At 44.9% G+C, this 16613-nt stretch carries 16 protein-coding genes, 1 tRNA gene, 1 other RNA gene and 1 other annotated feature; of the genes, 13 read left to right on the top strand and 5 right to left on the bottom strand.

Annotated elements, in window-relative coordinates:
- Positions 1-478: 478 nt before the first annotated feature.
- Entirely contained in the window at positions 479-1438 is a 960-nt protein-coding gene (locus AC3WTL_RS25395; RefSeq protein ID WP_492370258.1) for a YaaC family protein, read from the bottom strand.
- Positions 1439-1550: 112 nt separating this feature from the next.
- On the opposite strand from AC3WTL_RS25395, the gene guaB reads away from it, so the two are divergent.
- The 6 genes from guaB (at position 1551) to AC3WTL_RS25425 (ending at position 8284) form a co-directional block, all read left to right on the top strand.
- Positions 1551-3014 (top strand): IMP dehydrogenase, encoded by a 1464-nt coding sequence (gene guaB / locus AC3WTL_RS25400; protein WP_048011074.1) that lies wholly within the window; start codon positions 1551-1553, stop codon positions 3012-3014.
- Positions 3015-3527: 513 nt separating this feature from the next.
- A complete protein-coding gene (locus AC3WTL_RS25405) occupies positions 3528-4832 on the top strand; it encodes a D-alanyl-D-alanine carboxypeptidase family protein (RefSeq protein WP_227889149.1) in 1305 nt (434 codons plus the stop codon).
- 161 nt (positions 4833-4993) lie between these two features.
- Positions 4994-5875: a pyridoxal 5'-phosphate synthase lyase subunit PdxS gene (gene pdxS / locus AC3WTL_RS25410; RefSeq protein WP_009336764.1), complete on the top strand. Its 882-nt coding sequence runs from the start codon at positions 4994-4996 to the stop codon at positions 5873-5875.
- A 12-nt stretch (positions 5876-5887) separates the two neighbouring features.
- Positions 5888-6475 carry a pyridoxal 5'-phosphate synthase glutaminase subunit PdxT gene (pdxT, locus tag AC3WTL_RS25415; protein ID WP_197212698.1) on the top strand — a complete coding sequence of 196 codons (588 nt, stop codon included), beginning with the start codon at positions 5888-5890 and terminating at the stop codon, positions 6473-6475.
- 61 nt (positions 6476-6536) lie between these two features.
- Positions 6537-6761: a binding site (T-box leader), on the top strand.
- 54 nt (positions 6762-6815) lie between these two features.
- The gene (gene serS, locus AC3WTL_RS25420) at positions 6816-8093 is read left to right on the top strand and encodes a serine--tRNA ligase (protein WP_159346801.1); all 1278 of its coding nucleotides are present in this window, start codon (positions 6816-6818) and stop codon (positions 8091-8093) included.
- A 98-nt stretch (positions 8094-8191) separates the two neighbouring features.
- Positions 8192-8284: transfer RNA gene (locus AC3WTL_RS25425), tRNA-Ser, on the top strand.
- 154 nt (positions 8285-8438) lie between these two features.
- On the opposite strand, the gene AC3WTL_RS25430 is transcribed toward AC3WTL_RS25425, so the two are convergent.
- The 4 genes from AC3WTL_RS25430 to AC3WTL_RS25445 form a co-directional block, all read right to left on the bottom strand.
- Positions 8439-9107 carry a deoxynucleoside kinase gene (locus AC3WTL_RS25430; protein ID WP_035333477.1) on the bottom strand — a complete coding sequence of 223 codons (669 nt, stop codon included), beginning with the start codon at positions 9105-9107 and terminating at the stop codon, positions 8439-8441.
- Complete coding sequence (locus tag AC3WTL_RS25435; RefSeq protein ID WP_163145280.1) at positions 9104-9745, bottom strand: deoxynucleoside kinase; 642 nt, start codon at positions 9743-9745, stop codon at positions 9104-9106. Before AC3WTL_RS25435 ends, AC3WTL_RS25430 begins: the two co-directional genes overlap by 4 nt.
- A 189-nt stretch (positions 9746-9934) precedes the next feature.
- On the bottom strand, positions 9935-11221 hold the full coding sequence (locus AC3WTL_RS25440) for a LysM peptidoglycan-binding domain-containing protein (RefSeq protein WP_492370259.1): 1287 nt from the start codon (positions 11219-11221) through the stop codon (positions 9935-9937).
- A 45-nt stretch (positions 11222-11266) separates the two neighbouring features.
- A complete protein-coding gene (locus tag AC3WTL_RS25445; protein ID WP_492370260.1) occupies positions 11267-11842 on the bottom strand; it encodes a cysteine hydrolase family protein in 576 nt (191 codons plus the stop codon).
- Between the two features lie 76 nt (positions 11843-11918).
- Between AC3WTL_RS25445 and tadA the strand changes: the two genes are divergently transcribed.
- From tadA to AC3WTL_RS25480, 7 genes are all read left to right on the top strand, one after another.
- Complete coding sequence (gene tadA, locus AC3WTL_RS25450; protein ID WP_492370261.1) at positions 11919-12455, top strand: tRNA adenosine(34) deaminase TadA; 537 nt, start codon at positions 11919-11921, stop codon at positions 12453-12455.
- 79 nt (positions 12456-12534) lie between these two features.
- An RNA gene (ffs, locus tag AC3WTL_RS25455) (signal recognition particle sRNA large type) lies at positions 12535-12799 on the top strand.
- Positions 12800-12934: 135 nt separating this feature from the next.
- Positions 12935-14632, top strand: a complete 1698-nt coding sequence (gene dnaX / locus AC3WTL_RS25460) for a DNA polymerase III subunit gamma/tau (RefSeq protein ID WP_048011082.1) — start codon at positions 12935-12937, stop codon at positions 14630-14632.
- 22 nt (positions 14633-14654) lie between these two features.
- Complete coding sequence (locus AC3WTL_RS25465; protein WP_048011083.1) at positions 14655-14978, top strand: YbaB/EbfC family nucleoid-associated protein; 324 nt, start codon at positions 14655-14657, stop codon at positions 14976-14978.
- A gap of 126 nt (positions 14979-15104) precedes the next feature.
- Positions 15105-15701, top strand: coding sequence for a recombination mediator RecR (gene recR / locus AC3WTL_RS25470; RefSeq protein WP_009336775.1), 597 nt, complete (start codon positions 15105-15107; stop codon positions 15699-15701).
- Positions 15702-15718: 17 nt separating this feature from the next.
- Positions 15719-15937: a YaaL family protein gene (locus AC3WTL_RS25475; protein WP_492370262.1), complete on the top strand. Its 219-nt coding sequence runs from the start codon at positions 15719-15721 to the stop codon at positions 15935-15937.
- 116 nt (positions 15938-16053) lie between these two features.
- A complete protein-coding gene (locus AC3WTL_RS25480) occupies positions 16054-16317 on the top strand; it encodes a pro-sigmaK processing inhibitor BofA family protein (protein ID WP_035333490.1) in 264 nt (87 codons plus the stop codon).
- Positions 16318-16613 lie beyond the last annotated feature (296 nt).

Genomic DNA, 16613 nt, shown 5'->3' on the forward strand with positions numbered 1-16613 from the left:
TGGGGGCTGTCCCCCTGTGAGAGTAGGACGCTGCCGGGCAATTGAAAGAGCACCTGATGGGTGCTCTTTTTTGTGTGAAATTATAGGTTTCTGAATCAACTGGACTCTTCTTTTTATGGAAAAATGCAGATATACGTCACTCAGCCCATATATGCGTCAGAATCAAATTATATGCGCCATTCATTATTCAGTCTGTTTCTAATTTAAATCTGTTCTTTCTAAAGAAGAATTGTGCCAATGTAAGATAAACTTCAAACCCTGCTAGATAAATCAATAAACCTGTAGGGTAAATTCATAAACCTGCTAGATAAAACCCAAAACATGCCGATAACATCTCATACCTGTTAGATAAACCGCCAATGATGCTCCTTCCCTGGAAAACAGCCGGCCACCTGATTAAATTAAATTATCCCTGCACTCTGCCTCTTCCTAACGCCAAACTGAAGTCTGAAGCCAGGGATAACCCCTACCAATAACCTTACTGCTTCTTATCAGACAAATACTGATAAATCAAATACGGCCCCTTTGCAGACGTAATTTGAAGAAATGTTTGAATAAACGGATAGTCTTTATTCGGCATCATTTTAATCAGTTCGCTCCACCATTCTGTTTCGTAGCGGGCAATCATGCTTAAGTTATAAAGCAGGAGATAATGAATAAGAAGTTCAGGGAAATCAATCAATTCATCTTTAGCCAGCGGGAAGAAGAACTTTCCGGCATCCGGACTATATCGTAATGGCTTGAAATTATATGTATTCAAATTTTCCATCTTGAATTTCAATGCTGACTCCTCTGATTCCTGAAAGCTTATATTAGAGTCTGACTTTGACTGCAGATATTCCACAAAACGGGACTCGGTCATATGAAAGCGATCAAGGATCACCTTTGGCAAAATCAATTTATCCTTTTCCAGCCCTGCTTCGAGAAAAGTCTTACGGCCCTCCGTCTGGCTGTACAAGTCATTAAGTTCGGGAATCTGGCCAAATAACTCTCCCATCGTTGTTTTTTCGCCTTCCAAATGTTTCATGTGAAACAATTTTTCTCCCATATAAGGGAAAAGCCCGCTTTTTTGAAATTTCACTTCATCCTGAAAAAAATTATATTGCTGCTTCTTTCTTTTCCGGGCAGATACCCCGTGTGCCAAAACAGAAGTAGTCTCCGGATAATTAGGATCCACAGTCAGTATGCAGGCCTTCACGAGGTGAACAAGGCCATAAAAAAAGAGAATCGGCTTGATGACCAGTGGTGCCTTCTCTGCCTGCTCATAGTATACTTGCCCGTGTTCTAGATAGTATATAAAAGGGTAACTGTTTTCATAGCTCTTTTGTTCAGCCTGATCCAGGTTTTGCTTTTGGTAGCATTTCTTTAAAAATTCCTGTGATGTGTTCGCAGAAAAAAAATATAAAAAGGAGCTTTTAAAATCAAATGGATGTATCACTGAGAGTCCTCCGAATCTTTTGAAAAATCCAACATATCAATCTGTCCTTGACAGTATTTTGTCCAATTGATAACCTACTAATAATATTTTCGAGTCCAGGAGGTCAAAAAAGATGTGGGAAACTAAGTTTGCTAAAGAAGGTTTAACTTTTGATGATGTTTTACTGGTTCCATCTAAATCAGAGGTGCTTCCTCGTGATGTAAGCCTCAAAGTTAATTTGACTGAAAAGATTGCACTCAACATTCCAGTGATCAGTGCCGGAATGGATACGGTGACTGAAGCAGAAATGGCGATCGCTATGGCGCGCCAGGGCGGTTTGGGAGTTATCCATAAAAACATGTCCATAGAACAGCAGGCTGATCAGGTGGATAAAGTAAAACGTTCAGAAAGCGGCGTTATTACGGACCCATTCTTTCTCACTCCAGAACAGCAGGTATTTGACGCAGAACATTTAATGGGCAAATACCGGATTTCCGGTGTGCCTATCGTCAACAATACTGAGGAACTGAAGCTTGTTGGCATTCTGACAAACCGTGACCTCCGATTCATTCAGGACTTTTCGATAAAAATCTCCGATGTGATGACAAAGGAAAACCTTGTAACGGCTCCGGTTGGAACCACATTGGATGAAGCAGAAAAGATTCTCCAGAGGCATAAAATTGAAAAATTACCGCTGGTAGATGATGAAGGTGTTTTAAAAGGGTTAATCACCATTAAAGATATTGAAAAAGTTATTGAGTTTCCTAACTCGGCAAAGGATGAGCGCGGACGCCTGCTGGCAGGTGCAGCAGTTGGCGTAACCGGCGATACGATGAAGCGTGTTGAAATGCTTGTGAAATCACATGTAGATGTGATCGTAGTGGATACGGCACATGGACATTCAAAAGGCGTGCTTGATACCGTACGCGAAATCAGAAATACTTATCCGGATCTGGCCATTATTGCCGGAAACGTTGCGACAGCTGAAGCGACAAAGGATTTGATTGAAGCGGGTGCTGATATTGTAAAAGTGGGAATCGGACCTGGATCGATTTGTACAACACGCGTTGTTGCAGGTGTAGGAGTTCCGCAGATCACAGCTGTTTATGACTGTGCAACCGAAGCACGCAAGCATGGCAAGTCCATTATTGCTGATGGCGGAATTAAATATTCAGGGGATATTGTGAAAGCATTGGCAGCCGGCGGACATGCCGTTATGCTTGGCAGCCTTCTTGCCGGTGTATCTGAAAGCCCGGGCGAAACGGAAATTTTCCAGGGACGCCGCTTCAAGGTTTACAGAGGAATGGGTTCTGTTGCAGCCATGGAAAAAGGCTCAAAAGACCGTTACTTCCAGGAAGATAATAAAAAGTTCGTTCCAGAGGGAATCGAAGGGCGCATTGCATATAAAGGGCCTTTATCCGATACCATTTACCAGCTTATCGGCGGTATCCGTTCCGGAATGGGCTATTGCGGAACAAAAGATCTTCACGAGCTTCGCGAAAATGCCCAATTCATTAAAATGACAGGTGCAGGCCTGAGAGAAAGCCATCCGCATGATGTACAGATCACAAAAGAAGCGCCAAACTACTCGCTATAATTCATAAAAAATAAGGCTGTTTTTCGCAGCTCTTTGTATCTCATTTACTGAGTTGATTGGAGCGGAAGGTACGAGATCCTCGAAAATGCTCTCGCATTTTCTTCGTGCGGTGTGTATCGGGGGAGCTTATTCAACGTCCAGCGGGAGTAACGGGGAAAGGTGAGACCCCGCAGACGGGCAGCGTCGAGGAGGATCACCGCACGCCCCGCGGTTCGCTGAGCAGCCTGGAGCGGAAATCAACGGACAACATTGCTGGCGAAAAACAGCAATAATAAGCAGAAGAGGGAAACCTTTTCTGCTTATTTTTATGCCCGAAAAAGGATACTAGGAAAATATCAGTGCAAGCAAATGGGCCAATCATGCCACAAGGGAGGCAGGAATAGGTAATTACTCTATCTATTCTTTGAATCAGAGTTATGATAAAATAACAAAAGTGTATTAAAACGTTGGAGGGCAGTAAAATTGAAGAAAACATTGTACCGTAAGTCTATCGCTGGATTCCTTGCCTTGGTCATGATATTAGGTCTTTTACCTGGTATACATAAAGCACATGCGGAAGATATTTTAAATATCAATGCCGATGCTGCTATTTTAGTAGATGCAGAGACCGGAAAGATTTTATATCAAAAAAATGCGGATAAAGTACTGGGTATTGCCAGTATGACGAAAATGATGACAGAATACCTGCTTCTTGAAGCCGTTGAAAAAGGCAAAGTGAAGTGGGATCAAGAATACGCAGTAAGTGAATATGTATGGAAAGTTTCACAGGACCGTGCCTTATCGAATGTCCCGTTAAGAAGAGACGGCAAATACAATATCCGTGAATTGTATGAAGCCATGGCTATATACTCTGCGAATGGCGCAACAATTGCGATTGCAGAAACGATTGCCGGTTCAGAAACCAACTTTGTTAAAATGATGAACGAAAAAGCAGCAGAGCTTGGGCTGAAAGACTATAAATTTGTTAATTCCAGCGGTCTGAATAACCGAGATTTAAAGGGATCCCCTCCTGCAGGCGGCCCTGAAGAAGAAAACGTCATGTCAGCAAGAGATACAGCTATTCTGGCTAAAGAATTGATTAACCGGTTCCCGGAAGTACTGGAAACGGCAAGTACCCCTAGAAAGACCTTCAGAGAGGGTACAGACGATGAAATTAAAATGGAAAACTGGAACTGGATGCTTCCTGAGCTGGTATATGGATATGAAGGCGCAGATGGCCTTAAAACAGGTACAACTGACTTTGCCGGGTACTGCTTCACAGGAACTGCTCTGAGAGATGGCAACCGCTACATCAGTGTTGTCATGAATGCTAAAGGAGCGAATGGCCAGGCTACTTATAAATCCAGATTCGATGAAACCAAGAAAATGTTCGATTTCGGTTTCACCAACTTCACGAAAGAAGAAATCGTTCCTGCCAAATATCAGGTGAAAGGCCAGAAAACAGTGCCTGTTACAAAAGGGAAAGAAGATAAAGTGAAGATTTCTTCTAAAGATGCCATTGAAATGGTGATGAGAAATGGGGAAAAGGAAAACTTTAAGCCCGTTCTTGTTCTGGATAAAAAGAAATTAAATGAAAATGGTGAATTGACTGCTCCTATTAAAAAGGGAGAAAAGGTCGGCTATTTAACGATTGAGTCCAAAGAAGACGGGAAGCTTGAGTTCCTGTCTGATAAAGGCAAAGGCAATATCCAGGTGGATGTTGTAGCCGCTGAAAGTGTTGAAAAAGCAAACTGGTTCGTGCTGACTATGCGCAGCATCGGCGGTTTCTTCGGTGACCTATGGGGAAGTGTTTCCTCAACTGTAAAAGGTTGGTTTTAAGAAAAAGGGCTTTCCTGTCTTGACAGGAGCCCTTTTTCATTGCATATTTTCAATAGGGAAAATTCCGAGTAAAGTAATCTATTTTCCTTTTTTTGAAAAGTTATTTTTATCATAATATTTAACCCATCCAGAGCAGATGGTATTTACGAAGGGGGATAAACATGAAGACAGGTACAGATCGTGTTAAACGGGGAATGGCAGAAATGCAAAAAGGCGGCGTAATTATGGACGTCGTTAACGCTGAGCAGGCAAAAATCGCAGAAGAAGCTGGTGCAGTAGCAGTTATGGCACTTGAGCGCGTTCCTTCTGATATCCGTGCAGCCGGCGGTGTGGCACGTATGGCAGATCCGCGTATTATGGAAGAAGTAATGGGTGCAGTTTCAATCCCGGTAATGGCAAAAGCGCGTATCGGCCATATTGTAGAAGCTCGTTTGCTTGAAGCGATGGGTGTCGATTACATAGATGAGAGTGAAGTTTTAACTCCTGCTGATGAAGAATACCATCTGAACAAAAGAGACTACACTGTTCCATTCGTTTGCGGATGCCGTGATTTAGGTGAAGCAGCACGCCGTATTGGCGAAGGTGCTTCCATGCTTCGCACAAAGGGTGAGCCTGGAACTGGAAACATCGTTGAAGCTGTGCGCCATATCCGCAAGGTCAATGCACAGGTGCGCAAGGTTGTCGGTATGAATGAAGATGAGTTAATGACAGAAGCTAAGCTTCTGGGAGCGCCGTATGAGCTTCTTTTGGAAATCAAGAGCCTTGGACGCCTTCCAGTCGTAAACTTCGCAGCAGGCGGCGTTGCAACACCTGCAGATGCAGCTCTAATGATGGAGCTTGGTGCTGACGGTGTGTTCGTAGGATCAGGTATCTTCAAATCTGAAAACCCTGCGAAATTTGCACGTGCCATTGTTGAAGCAACTACACATTACCAGGACTACAAATTAATTGCTGAACTTTCAAAAGAACTTGGCACACCGATGAAGGGAATTGAAATTTCTTCATTGGCTCCTGAAGCTCGTATGCAGGAGCGCGGCTGGTAAGGAGAATTGAACATGATAAAGGTTGGAGTATTAGGGCTGCAGGGTGCGGTCAGAGAGCATGTACTATCGGTAGAAGCATGCGGCGCCGAAGCTGTGGTCATCAAACGCAAAGAGCAGCTTGATGAGGTCGACGGGCTGATCCTGCCTGGCGGCGAGAGCACGACTATGAGACGCCTCATTGATAAGTATGATTTTATGGACAGCCTTAAGGAGTTTGCCCAGTCAGGAAAGCCGATGTTCGGGACATGTGCCGGGCTGATACTCCTTGCAAACCACATTATTGGCTATGATGAGCCTCATATTGGTGTGATGGATGTCCGGGTAGAAAGAAACTCATTCGGCCGCCAGCGCGAAAGCTTTGAGGCTGATCTGGATATTGCCGGAGTGGCAGAAGACTTTGCGGCAGTCTTTATTCGTGCGCCGCATATTGTCGAGGCGGGGGAGAATGTTGAAATCCTTGCCAAGCACAATGGCCGGATTGTGGCTGCGCGTGAAGGCAGATTCCTCGGGTGCTCCTTCCATCCGGAACTGACGGATGACCATCGCCTGACAGGCTATTTTGTTGAAATGATTAAAGAGACCAAGCAATTAGCAATTTGAATATTTTGGTTGCAAATGGAACATAATTGTAGTACATTATGAATTACAAAATTCTTATAGCTTAAAAGCAATGAGAGGAACTAGTAACAGGAACTTTGTTCTGTAGAGAGCCGGTGGCTGGTGTGAACCGGTGAATAAACCCTGTGAATCCATCCTCGAGCAAAGCATGGAACACCCGGTATGGTCCGGGAAAAGTAAATGCTTTCGGTTAAAACCGTTATGGATTTAAGGTGGAAAGCTTATGCTTTCAACTAGGGTGGCAACGCGGGTAACTCTCGTCCCTTTTTTGGGGACGGGAGTTTTTTGTGTTCTAAATTATTTTTCAGGAGGGAATAAAAAAATGCTGGACATTAAATTTTTGAGAGCTAATTTTGAAGAAGTGAAAAACAAGCTTCAGCACCGCGGCGAGGATTTAACGGATCTGGGAAAATTCGAGGATCTTGATGTTAAAAGACGTGAATTGATTGTAGAAGCAGAACAGCTGAAGAGCAAAAGGAATGAAGTATCACAGCAGGTTGCAGCTTTGAAGCGCGAAAAGCAGGATGCAGACCATTTAATCACAGAAATGAGAGAAGTTGGCGACAAAATTAAAGCATTGGATGAGGAGCTCCGCACGGTCGAGGAAGAATTGGACCAGTTGCTGCTGAGCATCCCAAACATTCCCCATGAAAGCGTGCCTGACGGTGAAACAGAAGATGATAATGTGGAAATCCGCAAATGGGGAGAAGTCCGTGAATTCAATTTCGAACCAAAGCCGCATTGGGATGTAGCAACAGATCTTGACCTGCTTGACTTCGAACGCGCCAGCAAAGTAACAGGCAGCCGCTTTGTATTCTACAAGGGTCTTGGAGCCCGCCTTGAGCGTGCTTTATTCAACTTCATGCTTGATTTGCACACAGACGAACATGGCTATAAGGAAGTTCTGCCTCCATACATGGTCAACCGTGCAAGCATGACAGGAACAGGACAGCTTCCGAAATTTGAAGAAGATGCGTTCCTGATTGAAAGCGAGGATTACTTCCTGATTCCAACTGCCGAGGTGCCTGTCACCAATATGCACAGGGAAGAAATTCTGAATGCAGATGAGCTTCCGATTAACTATGCGGCATTCAGTGCATGCTTCCGTTCTGAAGCAGGTTCTGCCGGCCGTGATACTCGCGGGCTGATCCGCCAGCATCAGTTCAATAAGGTAGAGCTTGTGAAGTTTGTGAAGCCTGAAGAGTCTTATGACGAGCTTGAAAAGCTGACTGGACACGCAGAAAAAGTCCTTCAGCTGCTTGGCCTGCCATACCGTGTGATGAGCATGTGCACAGGCGATCTTGGATTCACAGCTGCGAAGAAATACGATATCGAGGTTTGGATCCCAAGCTATAACACGTACAGAGAAATCTCTTCTTGCAGTAACTTCGAAGGATTCCAGGCGAGACGTGCCAATATCCGCTTCCGCCGCGAGGCAAAAGGCAAGCCGGAGCATGTGCACACACTGAATGGATCTGGCCTTGCGATCGGCCGCACGGTAGCAGCCATCTTGGAAAATTATCAGCAGGCTGACGGAAGTGTCATCATTCCGGAAGTATTGCGTCCTTATATGGGCAATCGCGAAGTCATTAAGCCTTAATGAGAAAGTTCGGAGCGGGTTTTTAATCCGCTCTATTTTTTTATAAAAATAATGTTGACAACTTTTTTAAGAGATGATATAGTATTTCTTGTCGATGCGGAGGAATACCCAAGTCCGGCTGAAGGGATCGGTCTTGAAAACCGACAGGCGGGTCAAACCGCGCAGGGGTTCGAATCCCCTTTCCTCCTCCATTTTAATTGACATCTAACACGCGCATAATATTGGAGATACATAAAACCGCTGATCGCATCAGCGGTTTTTTTGTGTATAATTTTTGACCCTCACTTCTGCAGGGGATTCAGAACCCTCCGAACCAATGAACAGAAAAAAACCGCCATATGGCGGTTATTTCTTCAATAATTGAGTTTGCCTTAAGAAGTAAGAAATGCGCTCCACAATCGGCTCAATGGATTGCTCATTCTGAATGATGTCATAATCATTGATATTCAGGCGCAGGACCGGGCATGCGTTAAAGCTGTTGATCCAATTTTCATAGCGCTGGTGCATTTCTTCCCAGTAGGAAATAGGTGTCTGCTGTTCCATCGGACGGCCGCGCTCCTGGATGCGTGAAAGAATGTCATCAAGCGAGCCTTCCAGGTAAATAAGTAAATCAGGGTGCGGGAAGTATGGTGTCATCACCATCGCATCAAATAAGCTGGTGTAGGTTTCGTAATCGACCTTGGACATCGTTCCTTTTTCATAATGCATTTTCGCAAAGATGCCTGTGTCTTCATAAATGGATCGGTCCTGAACAAAGCCGCCGCCATATTCGAAAATGCGCTTCTGATCCTTGAAGCGTTCAGCCAGGAAGTAAACCTGCAGGTGAAAGCTCCAGCGGTTGAAATCCGCATAGAATTTATCGAGGTAAGGGTTTGTATCAACCTTTTCGAAAGAGGTTCGGAACCCCAGTGCATCCGCAAGCGCATTGGTCATTGTTGATTTTCCGACTCCAACGGTTCCGGCAATAGTAATGACGGCGTTTGAAGGAATCTCATATTTCTGCCTTAGATTCATAAGTGTATACTCCTCTTTTTTAATGATGTCGATAAGGTATCGAATATATGCATTAAGTCTGCTTCGTTTTTCACAAAATCCAGCTGATCTCCATTAAAGCGGATGACCGGAATATCCGGGTGCTGCCTTTCGAACTCATTCATAGCCGTCTCATAATCAAGGGATAATTGCTCGAGATATAACGGACTGATGTTCTTTTCAATTTCACGGCCTCTCAGCTCGATTCGGTCGAGCAGTGTTTCGAGGCTGGCATTAAGATAGATGATGACATTCGGCTTTGGCATATCACCCGTCAGAATGTCGTAGATCTTCAGATACTTCTGATATTCAGTCTGATTCAGTGTGCGCTGTGCAAAGATCAGATTCTTGAAAATATGATAATCAGCCACAACAGGCTTATTTTGAGCCAGGTAGTGATTGTTGATATCAACCAGCTGTTTATAGCGGTTGCAGAGGAAAAACATTTCAGTCTGAAAGCTCCATTCTTCAATGTTTTCATAGAATTTGCCCAAAAAAGGATTTTCATCAACAATCTCTTTTAGCAAGGCATACTGAAATTTCTCAGAAATTGCTTTAGCGAGAGATGTTTTCCCAACGCCAATCGGCCCCTCTACTGTAATAAAAGGTATTCCCCCCATAGTGATCGTCCTCCTGCATTGCTTATTTATCTATAGAAACCATTTATAGGTACGTTCCAAAATGACACAAAGCTTATTTTATCACAGTATGGAGTGGAAGGGATATGGAATTTCAGCTGGAAATAAGAAAGTAAGAGTATATTTTCTGAAAAATAAAAAAGCCGCCTGTAAGCGGCAGCTGCTGAGTGATCATGCTCTTTTTGTCACATCGAAGTTTTCCGTAATCAGAAGCCAATTTTGCGGGAAAGACAGGCCTAGCTTCCAGTAGCTCATTCCCCGAAGCTTCAGTTCTTTGATTAAGTCGAATTTCGCCTGGATGGAGCGGGCATCCTCAAACCAGACTTCATGCCTTTTTCCGTCAGGTGCTGTGTAATTAAAAAATGGGGCCTGTGCTTTGTAGTCATATTGAATAGCCACATTATTTTCCGCTGCGATCTGTATGGCCTGCTGCGGACTGACCGCTTTTGCGGTGGTGCCCTGAACAAATGGAAGCGTCCAGTCATAGCCATATAAGTTCTGGCCCATCATGATTTTAGAAGATGGCATTTCACTGATCGCATATTCCAATACCTGCCTCACTGGGCCGATCGGGGAAACGGCCATAGCCGGACCGCCGCTGTAGCCCCATTCATAGGTCATGATGACCACGAAATCAACAATCTCCCCATGTGCTTTATAATCGTGGGCTTCATACCAGAGCCCTTTCTGTTCGGCGCTGGTTTTCGGGGCTAATGCTGTGGAAATCAGCCAGCCTTCCTGCCTGAATCTTGCCTTCGCTTTTCTGAGAAAATTGTTATACGCATCTCGGTCCTCAGGGCGCAGAAATTCGAAGTCAAAATGAATATCCCTGAAGCCGTATTTCTTTGCTGTTGCGGTAATGTTATCCAGGAATTTATTCTGAATCGCCATATCATTTAACAATATTCTGCCCAGTTCGTCACTGAACTGATCGTTTTCCTGATTGGTGATCACCATCATCAGTACATTATTATTGGCTCTCGCAATAGCTGGGAAATCATTCAGAAGCGGCTCCTTCAAAGAGCCATCGCGGAGAGCCTGGAAACTGAACGGCGCCAGATAGGTCAAATAAGGCGCGGCTTCTCTTGCACTTTCCTCCAGTTCAGGGGCGACTGTATTGCCTCTTGGCTCCACATAGGCATTGAATTCTGCTTTCGTTTTCGGGCGGGGCGGGATATAAAGGCGAAACCCCACCTGAAGCGGCTGGCTTACTGAAATGCCATTGACTGATGCCAGCTGCTGATAAGAAATGCCGAACCTTCTTGAAATCGAGTAAAGGCTGTCACCCGGCTGCACCCAATAAAAGCTTCCTATTATCGGAATAACCAGTGTCTGGCCAATCACCAGATTATTTGGATAGGGGATTTCATTTGCTTCAATGAGATCCTGAACTGTCGTTCCATATGCCTGGGCAATGCCGAACAAAGACTGGTTTTGCTGGACAACATGAATCTGCAATCTATCTCCCTCCCTGAAAAGCACATCTTAAACACTACTGCCATTTTATGAAGGAAACAGGGAAGAAATGTTATAATTGTTTTCAGAGAAGGAAGAGATATTGGCTTTTAATACGTTTTCCATCATCTTTAAGGCATTTGCATTATCATGGTCATCATTGGAGGCGGTGCAGTCATGCGGTATATGCAGACGGTATTCTCTCATATAAGCGTCATTGGCTGAAAACAGGACACAGATATTGCCTGCGATTCCCGTCATAACAAGCAGATTGACGCCAAGCTGGTGCAGGAGAGTATTTAAGGCAGTGCCGTAAAAAGCGGAGTGCTTTGGCTTTATTAAAAAATAATCATCCGGCGACGGGTGTATTTCATGAAGGATACGCTCACTGACAGGATTGCGGCAATGATTCATAATCGTATCGAGATCAGCCTTCCAGAGGTTATAATGATCATTCACATAAATGACCGGGAGATCCTGTTTATGAAATGCGGACTTTAGCTCATTGATGGGTTTTATGATATTCATTGCTTTTTCAGCAAGGATTTTTCCATGGTGAAAATGAAAGTCGTTAATCATGTCAATAATGATAAGAGCCGGTTTATAGGCTTGCGGATTTTTCATCGAATCGCTCCTTTAAGAGTATTTTTCGTAAAAGGGGCCGCTTTTACACAGATGTTAAGAGAAGGAATGAAGATATTTGATTCAGGAATCATTCACTGAAGATGAACTATATATGCGGGAGGCCATCAAGGAAGCTAAGCTTGCTGATGGGCTGGAGGAGGTTCCGATTGGCGCAGTCATTGTTCTGGACGGGGAGATTATTGCCCGGGCACATAACCTGCGAGAAGTGAATCAGACTGCGATTGCGCATGCGGAACTCTTGGCCATTGATCAGGCGTGCAAAAAACTCGGAACCTGGCGGCTGGAGAATGCCGTCCTCTATGTAACTTTGGAGCCCTGTCCGATGTGTTCGGGATCCATTATTCTGTCGCGCATCCAAAAGGTGGTGTATGGAGCCAGGGATCCGAAAGGCGGCTGTGCCGGAACGCTCATGAACCTATTGCAGGATGAGCGGTTCAATCATCAGAGTGAAGTCGTCGCAGGGGTGCTGGAAGAAGAATGCGGCGAAATGCTTTCGAGCTTTTTCCGGAACTTGCGAAAGCGCAAGAAAGAAGAGAAAAAGAAAAGGCAATTGCTGCAGATGGAACAGGATACAGGAATTGACAATGGCTAGGCATTGCTTTTTTTCCTGATTGTTAGTATACTTATAAATGCGTCGGACAAAGACGCACCTAAATATGGTATCAACTTTGCCGTGCTAGGCGGGGAGGTAGCGGTGCCCTGTACTCGCAATCCGCTCTAGCGAGGCTGAATCCCTTCCCGAGGCTGGTGTCCTGTAGGGCCTGCCTTAAGTAAGTGGTGTTGACGCCCGGGTCCTGCGCAATGGGAATCCATGAATCATGTCAGGTCCGGAAGGAAGCAGCATTAAGTGGACGCTCCCATGTGCCGCAGGGTTGCCTGGGCCGAGCTAACTGCTTAAGTAACGCCTATGGGCGCCAGTCGACGGAAGGTGCACGGCAGTTTATATTGTTACTAAAACTCATCCTTTTGCGGGGTGGGTTTTTTGTTGTATTTTTTGCTCTAGGTTTTGTAAAAAGGAATTTAGATACGTTATAATAGATGAAGGACTATACATAGGAAGGGGGCGTGTCAGTGAGTTATCAAGCTTTATATCGTGTTTGGCGCCCGCAGCAGTTCATCGATGTTGTCGGGCAGGAACATGTGACAAAGACTTTGCAAAACGCCCTGCTTCAGGAGAAGATATCACACGCCTATTTGTTTTCCGGCCCCCGCGGAACCGGTAAAACGAGTGCGGCAAAAATACTTGCAAAGGCTGTTAACTGTGAGAAGGCACCTGTCACTGAACCATGCAATGAGTGTTCGGCCTGCAGAGGGATTACAGACGGATCAATTCCTGATGTCATTGAAATCGATGCTGCATCCAATAATGGTGTAGAAGAAATCAGGGATATCCGGGACAAAGTGAAATATGCCCCGAATGCTGTAAAATACAAGGTTTACATCGTCGATGAGGTGCATATGCTTTCCATTGGAGCCTTCAATGCGCTGTTAAAAACGCTTGAAGAGCCGCCTAAGCATGTTATTTTTATTTTAGCCACAACCGAGCCTCATAAAATTCCTCTGACGATTATTTCCCGCTGCCAGCGATTCGATTTCAAACGGATTACGGCTCAGGCGATAACAGGAAGAATGAAGCTGATTGCGGATGAAACAGATGCAGCCTATGAAGAGCAGGCCCTGCAGATTATCGCAAGAGCCGCAGAAGGCGGGATGCGGGATGCGCTCAGTCTGCTTGATCAGGCGATCTCCTTCAGCCAGGATCGCGTTACAGTCGAAGATGCCCTATCTGTAACAGGTGCCGTGTCGCAGGGGTTTTTAAATAAACTGGCAAGAGCGGTTAAAGACAGGGATGCAGCATCCGGGCTGGAATTTCTGGAGGAGCTCCTTTTTCAGGGGAAAGATCCATCCCGCTTTATAGAGGACTTTATCCTGTATTACCGGGATATGCTTTTATATAAAGCGGCTCCTAGGCTTGAGGAATCAATGGAAAGAGTTATGCTCGATGAGGACTTCCAGCAGCTTGCCCGGGAGGTGGAGCCTGAAGAGCTTTATGAGCTGATTGAAGTGCTGAACAAAGCCCAGCAGGAAATGAGATGGACCAACCATCCGCGGATTTTCCTGGAAGTGGCGATTGTGAAGCTGTGCCAGCTTGAACAGCGGGAGAGACCAGGACAGGCTGCAGACATTAAGCCGCTGATGCAGCAAATCGAACAGCTGCAGCACGAGCTTGCTGAATTAAAGAAAAACGGCATAGCGGTGAAAGATGATGGAGCTCCTGCTGTACAGAAAAAGCCGCAGAGAAGTTCACGCAAGGGATTCCAGGCGCCAGTCGGGAAAGTGAATGAAGTACTGAAGCAGGCAACGAAAAATGATCTCGTGGCTGTAAAGAGCCGCTGGGGCGAGATGCTGAACCTGCTTGTTCAAAACCAGATGCGCTCTCAGGCAGCTCTTCTCAATGAAGCAGAGCCTGTAGCCGCATCGGAAACAGCTCTTATTGTAAAATTCAAATATGAAATTCATTGTCAGATGGCCATGGATAATGCGAAATTCCTGGATACATTGGCGAATGTCCTGTTTGAGCTTTTAGGAAAGAGATTGCAGCTGGTCGGCATTCCGGATGAACAATGGCAAAGCGTCAGGGAGGATTTCCTGCGCAGCCAGCGTGACGGAGATGAGTCTGGCGGGGGCTTCGGCGGAAATGAGGAAGAACCTCATGTGGCTGAAGCGGTCAAGTTATTTGGCGCTGAACTAATAGAAATTAAAGAATAGAAACTAGCTGGAGGTATGTAAAATGCGCGGTGGAATGGGAAATATGCAAAATATGATGAAGCAAATGCAGAAAATGCAAAAGAAGATGGCTCAGGCACAGGAAGAGCTTGGCGAAAAAAGAATTGAAGGAACAGCCGGCGGCGGAATGGTGACTGTCGTTGTATCCGGACATAAACAAGTTTTAGAAGTTAACATTAAAGAGGAAGTTGTCGATCCGGAAGATATCGAAATGCTTCAGGACCTTGTCCTGGCGGCAACTAACGATGCACTGAAAAAAGCGGAAGATTTAACAAACGATACGATGGGCCAATTTACTAAAGGAATGAACCTGCCGGGAATGTTTTAATCAAACATCCTGAAGGAGTGCTTAAAAGCACAGACAGGCCGGGCGCCAGCGAACATAGCCTGATGGAATATCCATCAGGCCATCATGCTCGCGGCGCTTTTCCTTTTCATATAGGAGGAAACATACATGCATTATCCTGAACCGATATCCAAGCTGATTGACAGCTTTATGAAGTTGCCCGGAATCGGCCCGAAAACGGCTGCGCGTCTGGCGTTTTTTGTTTTAAGCATGAAAGAAGATACTGTGCTGGATTTTGCGAAAGCACTGGTCAATGCGAAAAGAAATTTATCTTACTGCTCTGTCTGCGGCCATATCACGGACCAGGATCCTTGTTATATATGTGAGGACCAGAGACGTGACCGGTCCGTCATTTGTGTGGTCCAGGATCCGAAGGACGTTATTGCCATGGAAAAGATGAAGGAATACAACGGGCTGTATCATGTCCTGCATGGAGCAATTTCACCGATGGATGGGATTGGCCCTGAAGATATCAATATTCCTGATTTACTGAAAAGGCTTCAGGATGAGACGGTCCAGGAGATTATTCTTGCCACCAATCCGAACATTGAAGGGGAAGCAACAGCCATGTACATCTCCCGCCTGATCAAGCCGTCCGGCATAAAGGCGACCCGGATCGCCCATGGCCTGCCGGTTGGCGGAGACCTGGAGTATGCGGATGAAGTAACGCTCTCAAAAGCGTTAGAGGGAAGAAGAGAAGTTTAAGCACGGAGGCGGAATATATGTTTTTTCGCAGAAAAAAATGGCTTCGCAGCGAGTTTGATGAGAAGCTTCTGGAGCAGCTGAACAGATTGAAAGCAGATTGGAACAACCAGAAATCGCTGGTGGAAAAAAGCTTTGATCCATCCCCCGAGGCAATCAGCCAGGCAAAGCTGGCCGAAGCGAAATACTTTTTTCTATTCAGGGAAGCTAAAAAGAGAAATGTTAAAGTGAGAATGTAGTTTATTTAGCGGGAAGAAAATCGTCCATAAACAAAATACTTGTCCTCCTCTAAGGTCTTTTTTGTACACACTAATCATAAATTAGTAGTACAAGTTTCCTGAGAGGAGGATTTTTTTTGGATCCTATCGTAGTGATCTCCATTCTGGGAGGATTAATTTTATTGCTTCTATTTATAGGGGCCCCGGTAAAACCGGTAAGATTTATAGGGCAGGGAGCCATTAAACTGATCATAGGTGCACTCTTATTATTCTTCTTAAATGCATTTGGGAATCAGATTGGCATTCATGTTCCTATAAACCTTGCCACTTCGGCCATTTCCGGTTTCTTGGGTATTCCCGGATTGTTTGCCCTTGTTGCTATACAGACATGGATTATTTAATTTTGCAGCCGTTCCTATGCGGCTGTTTTTATTTTTGAATCTTTTTTAGTATTTCTGTTGACAGTTCTTTTTGACGGTGATAATATATTAAAAGTCGTCACCACGACGCGATGAAAAACAACTTGCAAAAAAAGATGTTGACATTAAATCGTGAGAATGATATATTAATAAAGTCGCTTCTGAGCGGCGGATTGATCTTTGAAAACTGAACGAACAAATACGTCAACGTTTAAATCATTAGTCTTTTTCGAAAAGACAACTCGAGCTTAATCAACTCTTATATGGAGAGTTTGATC

The organism is Cytobacillus sp. EB106-05-05-XG126 (assembly GCF_058791715.1).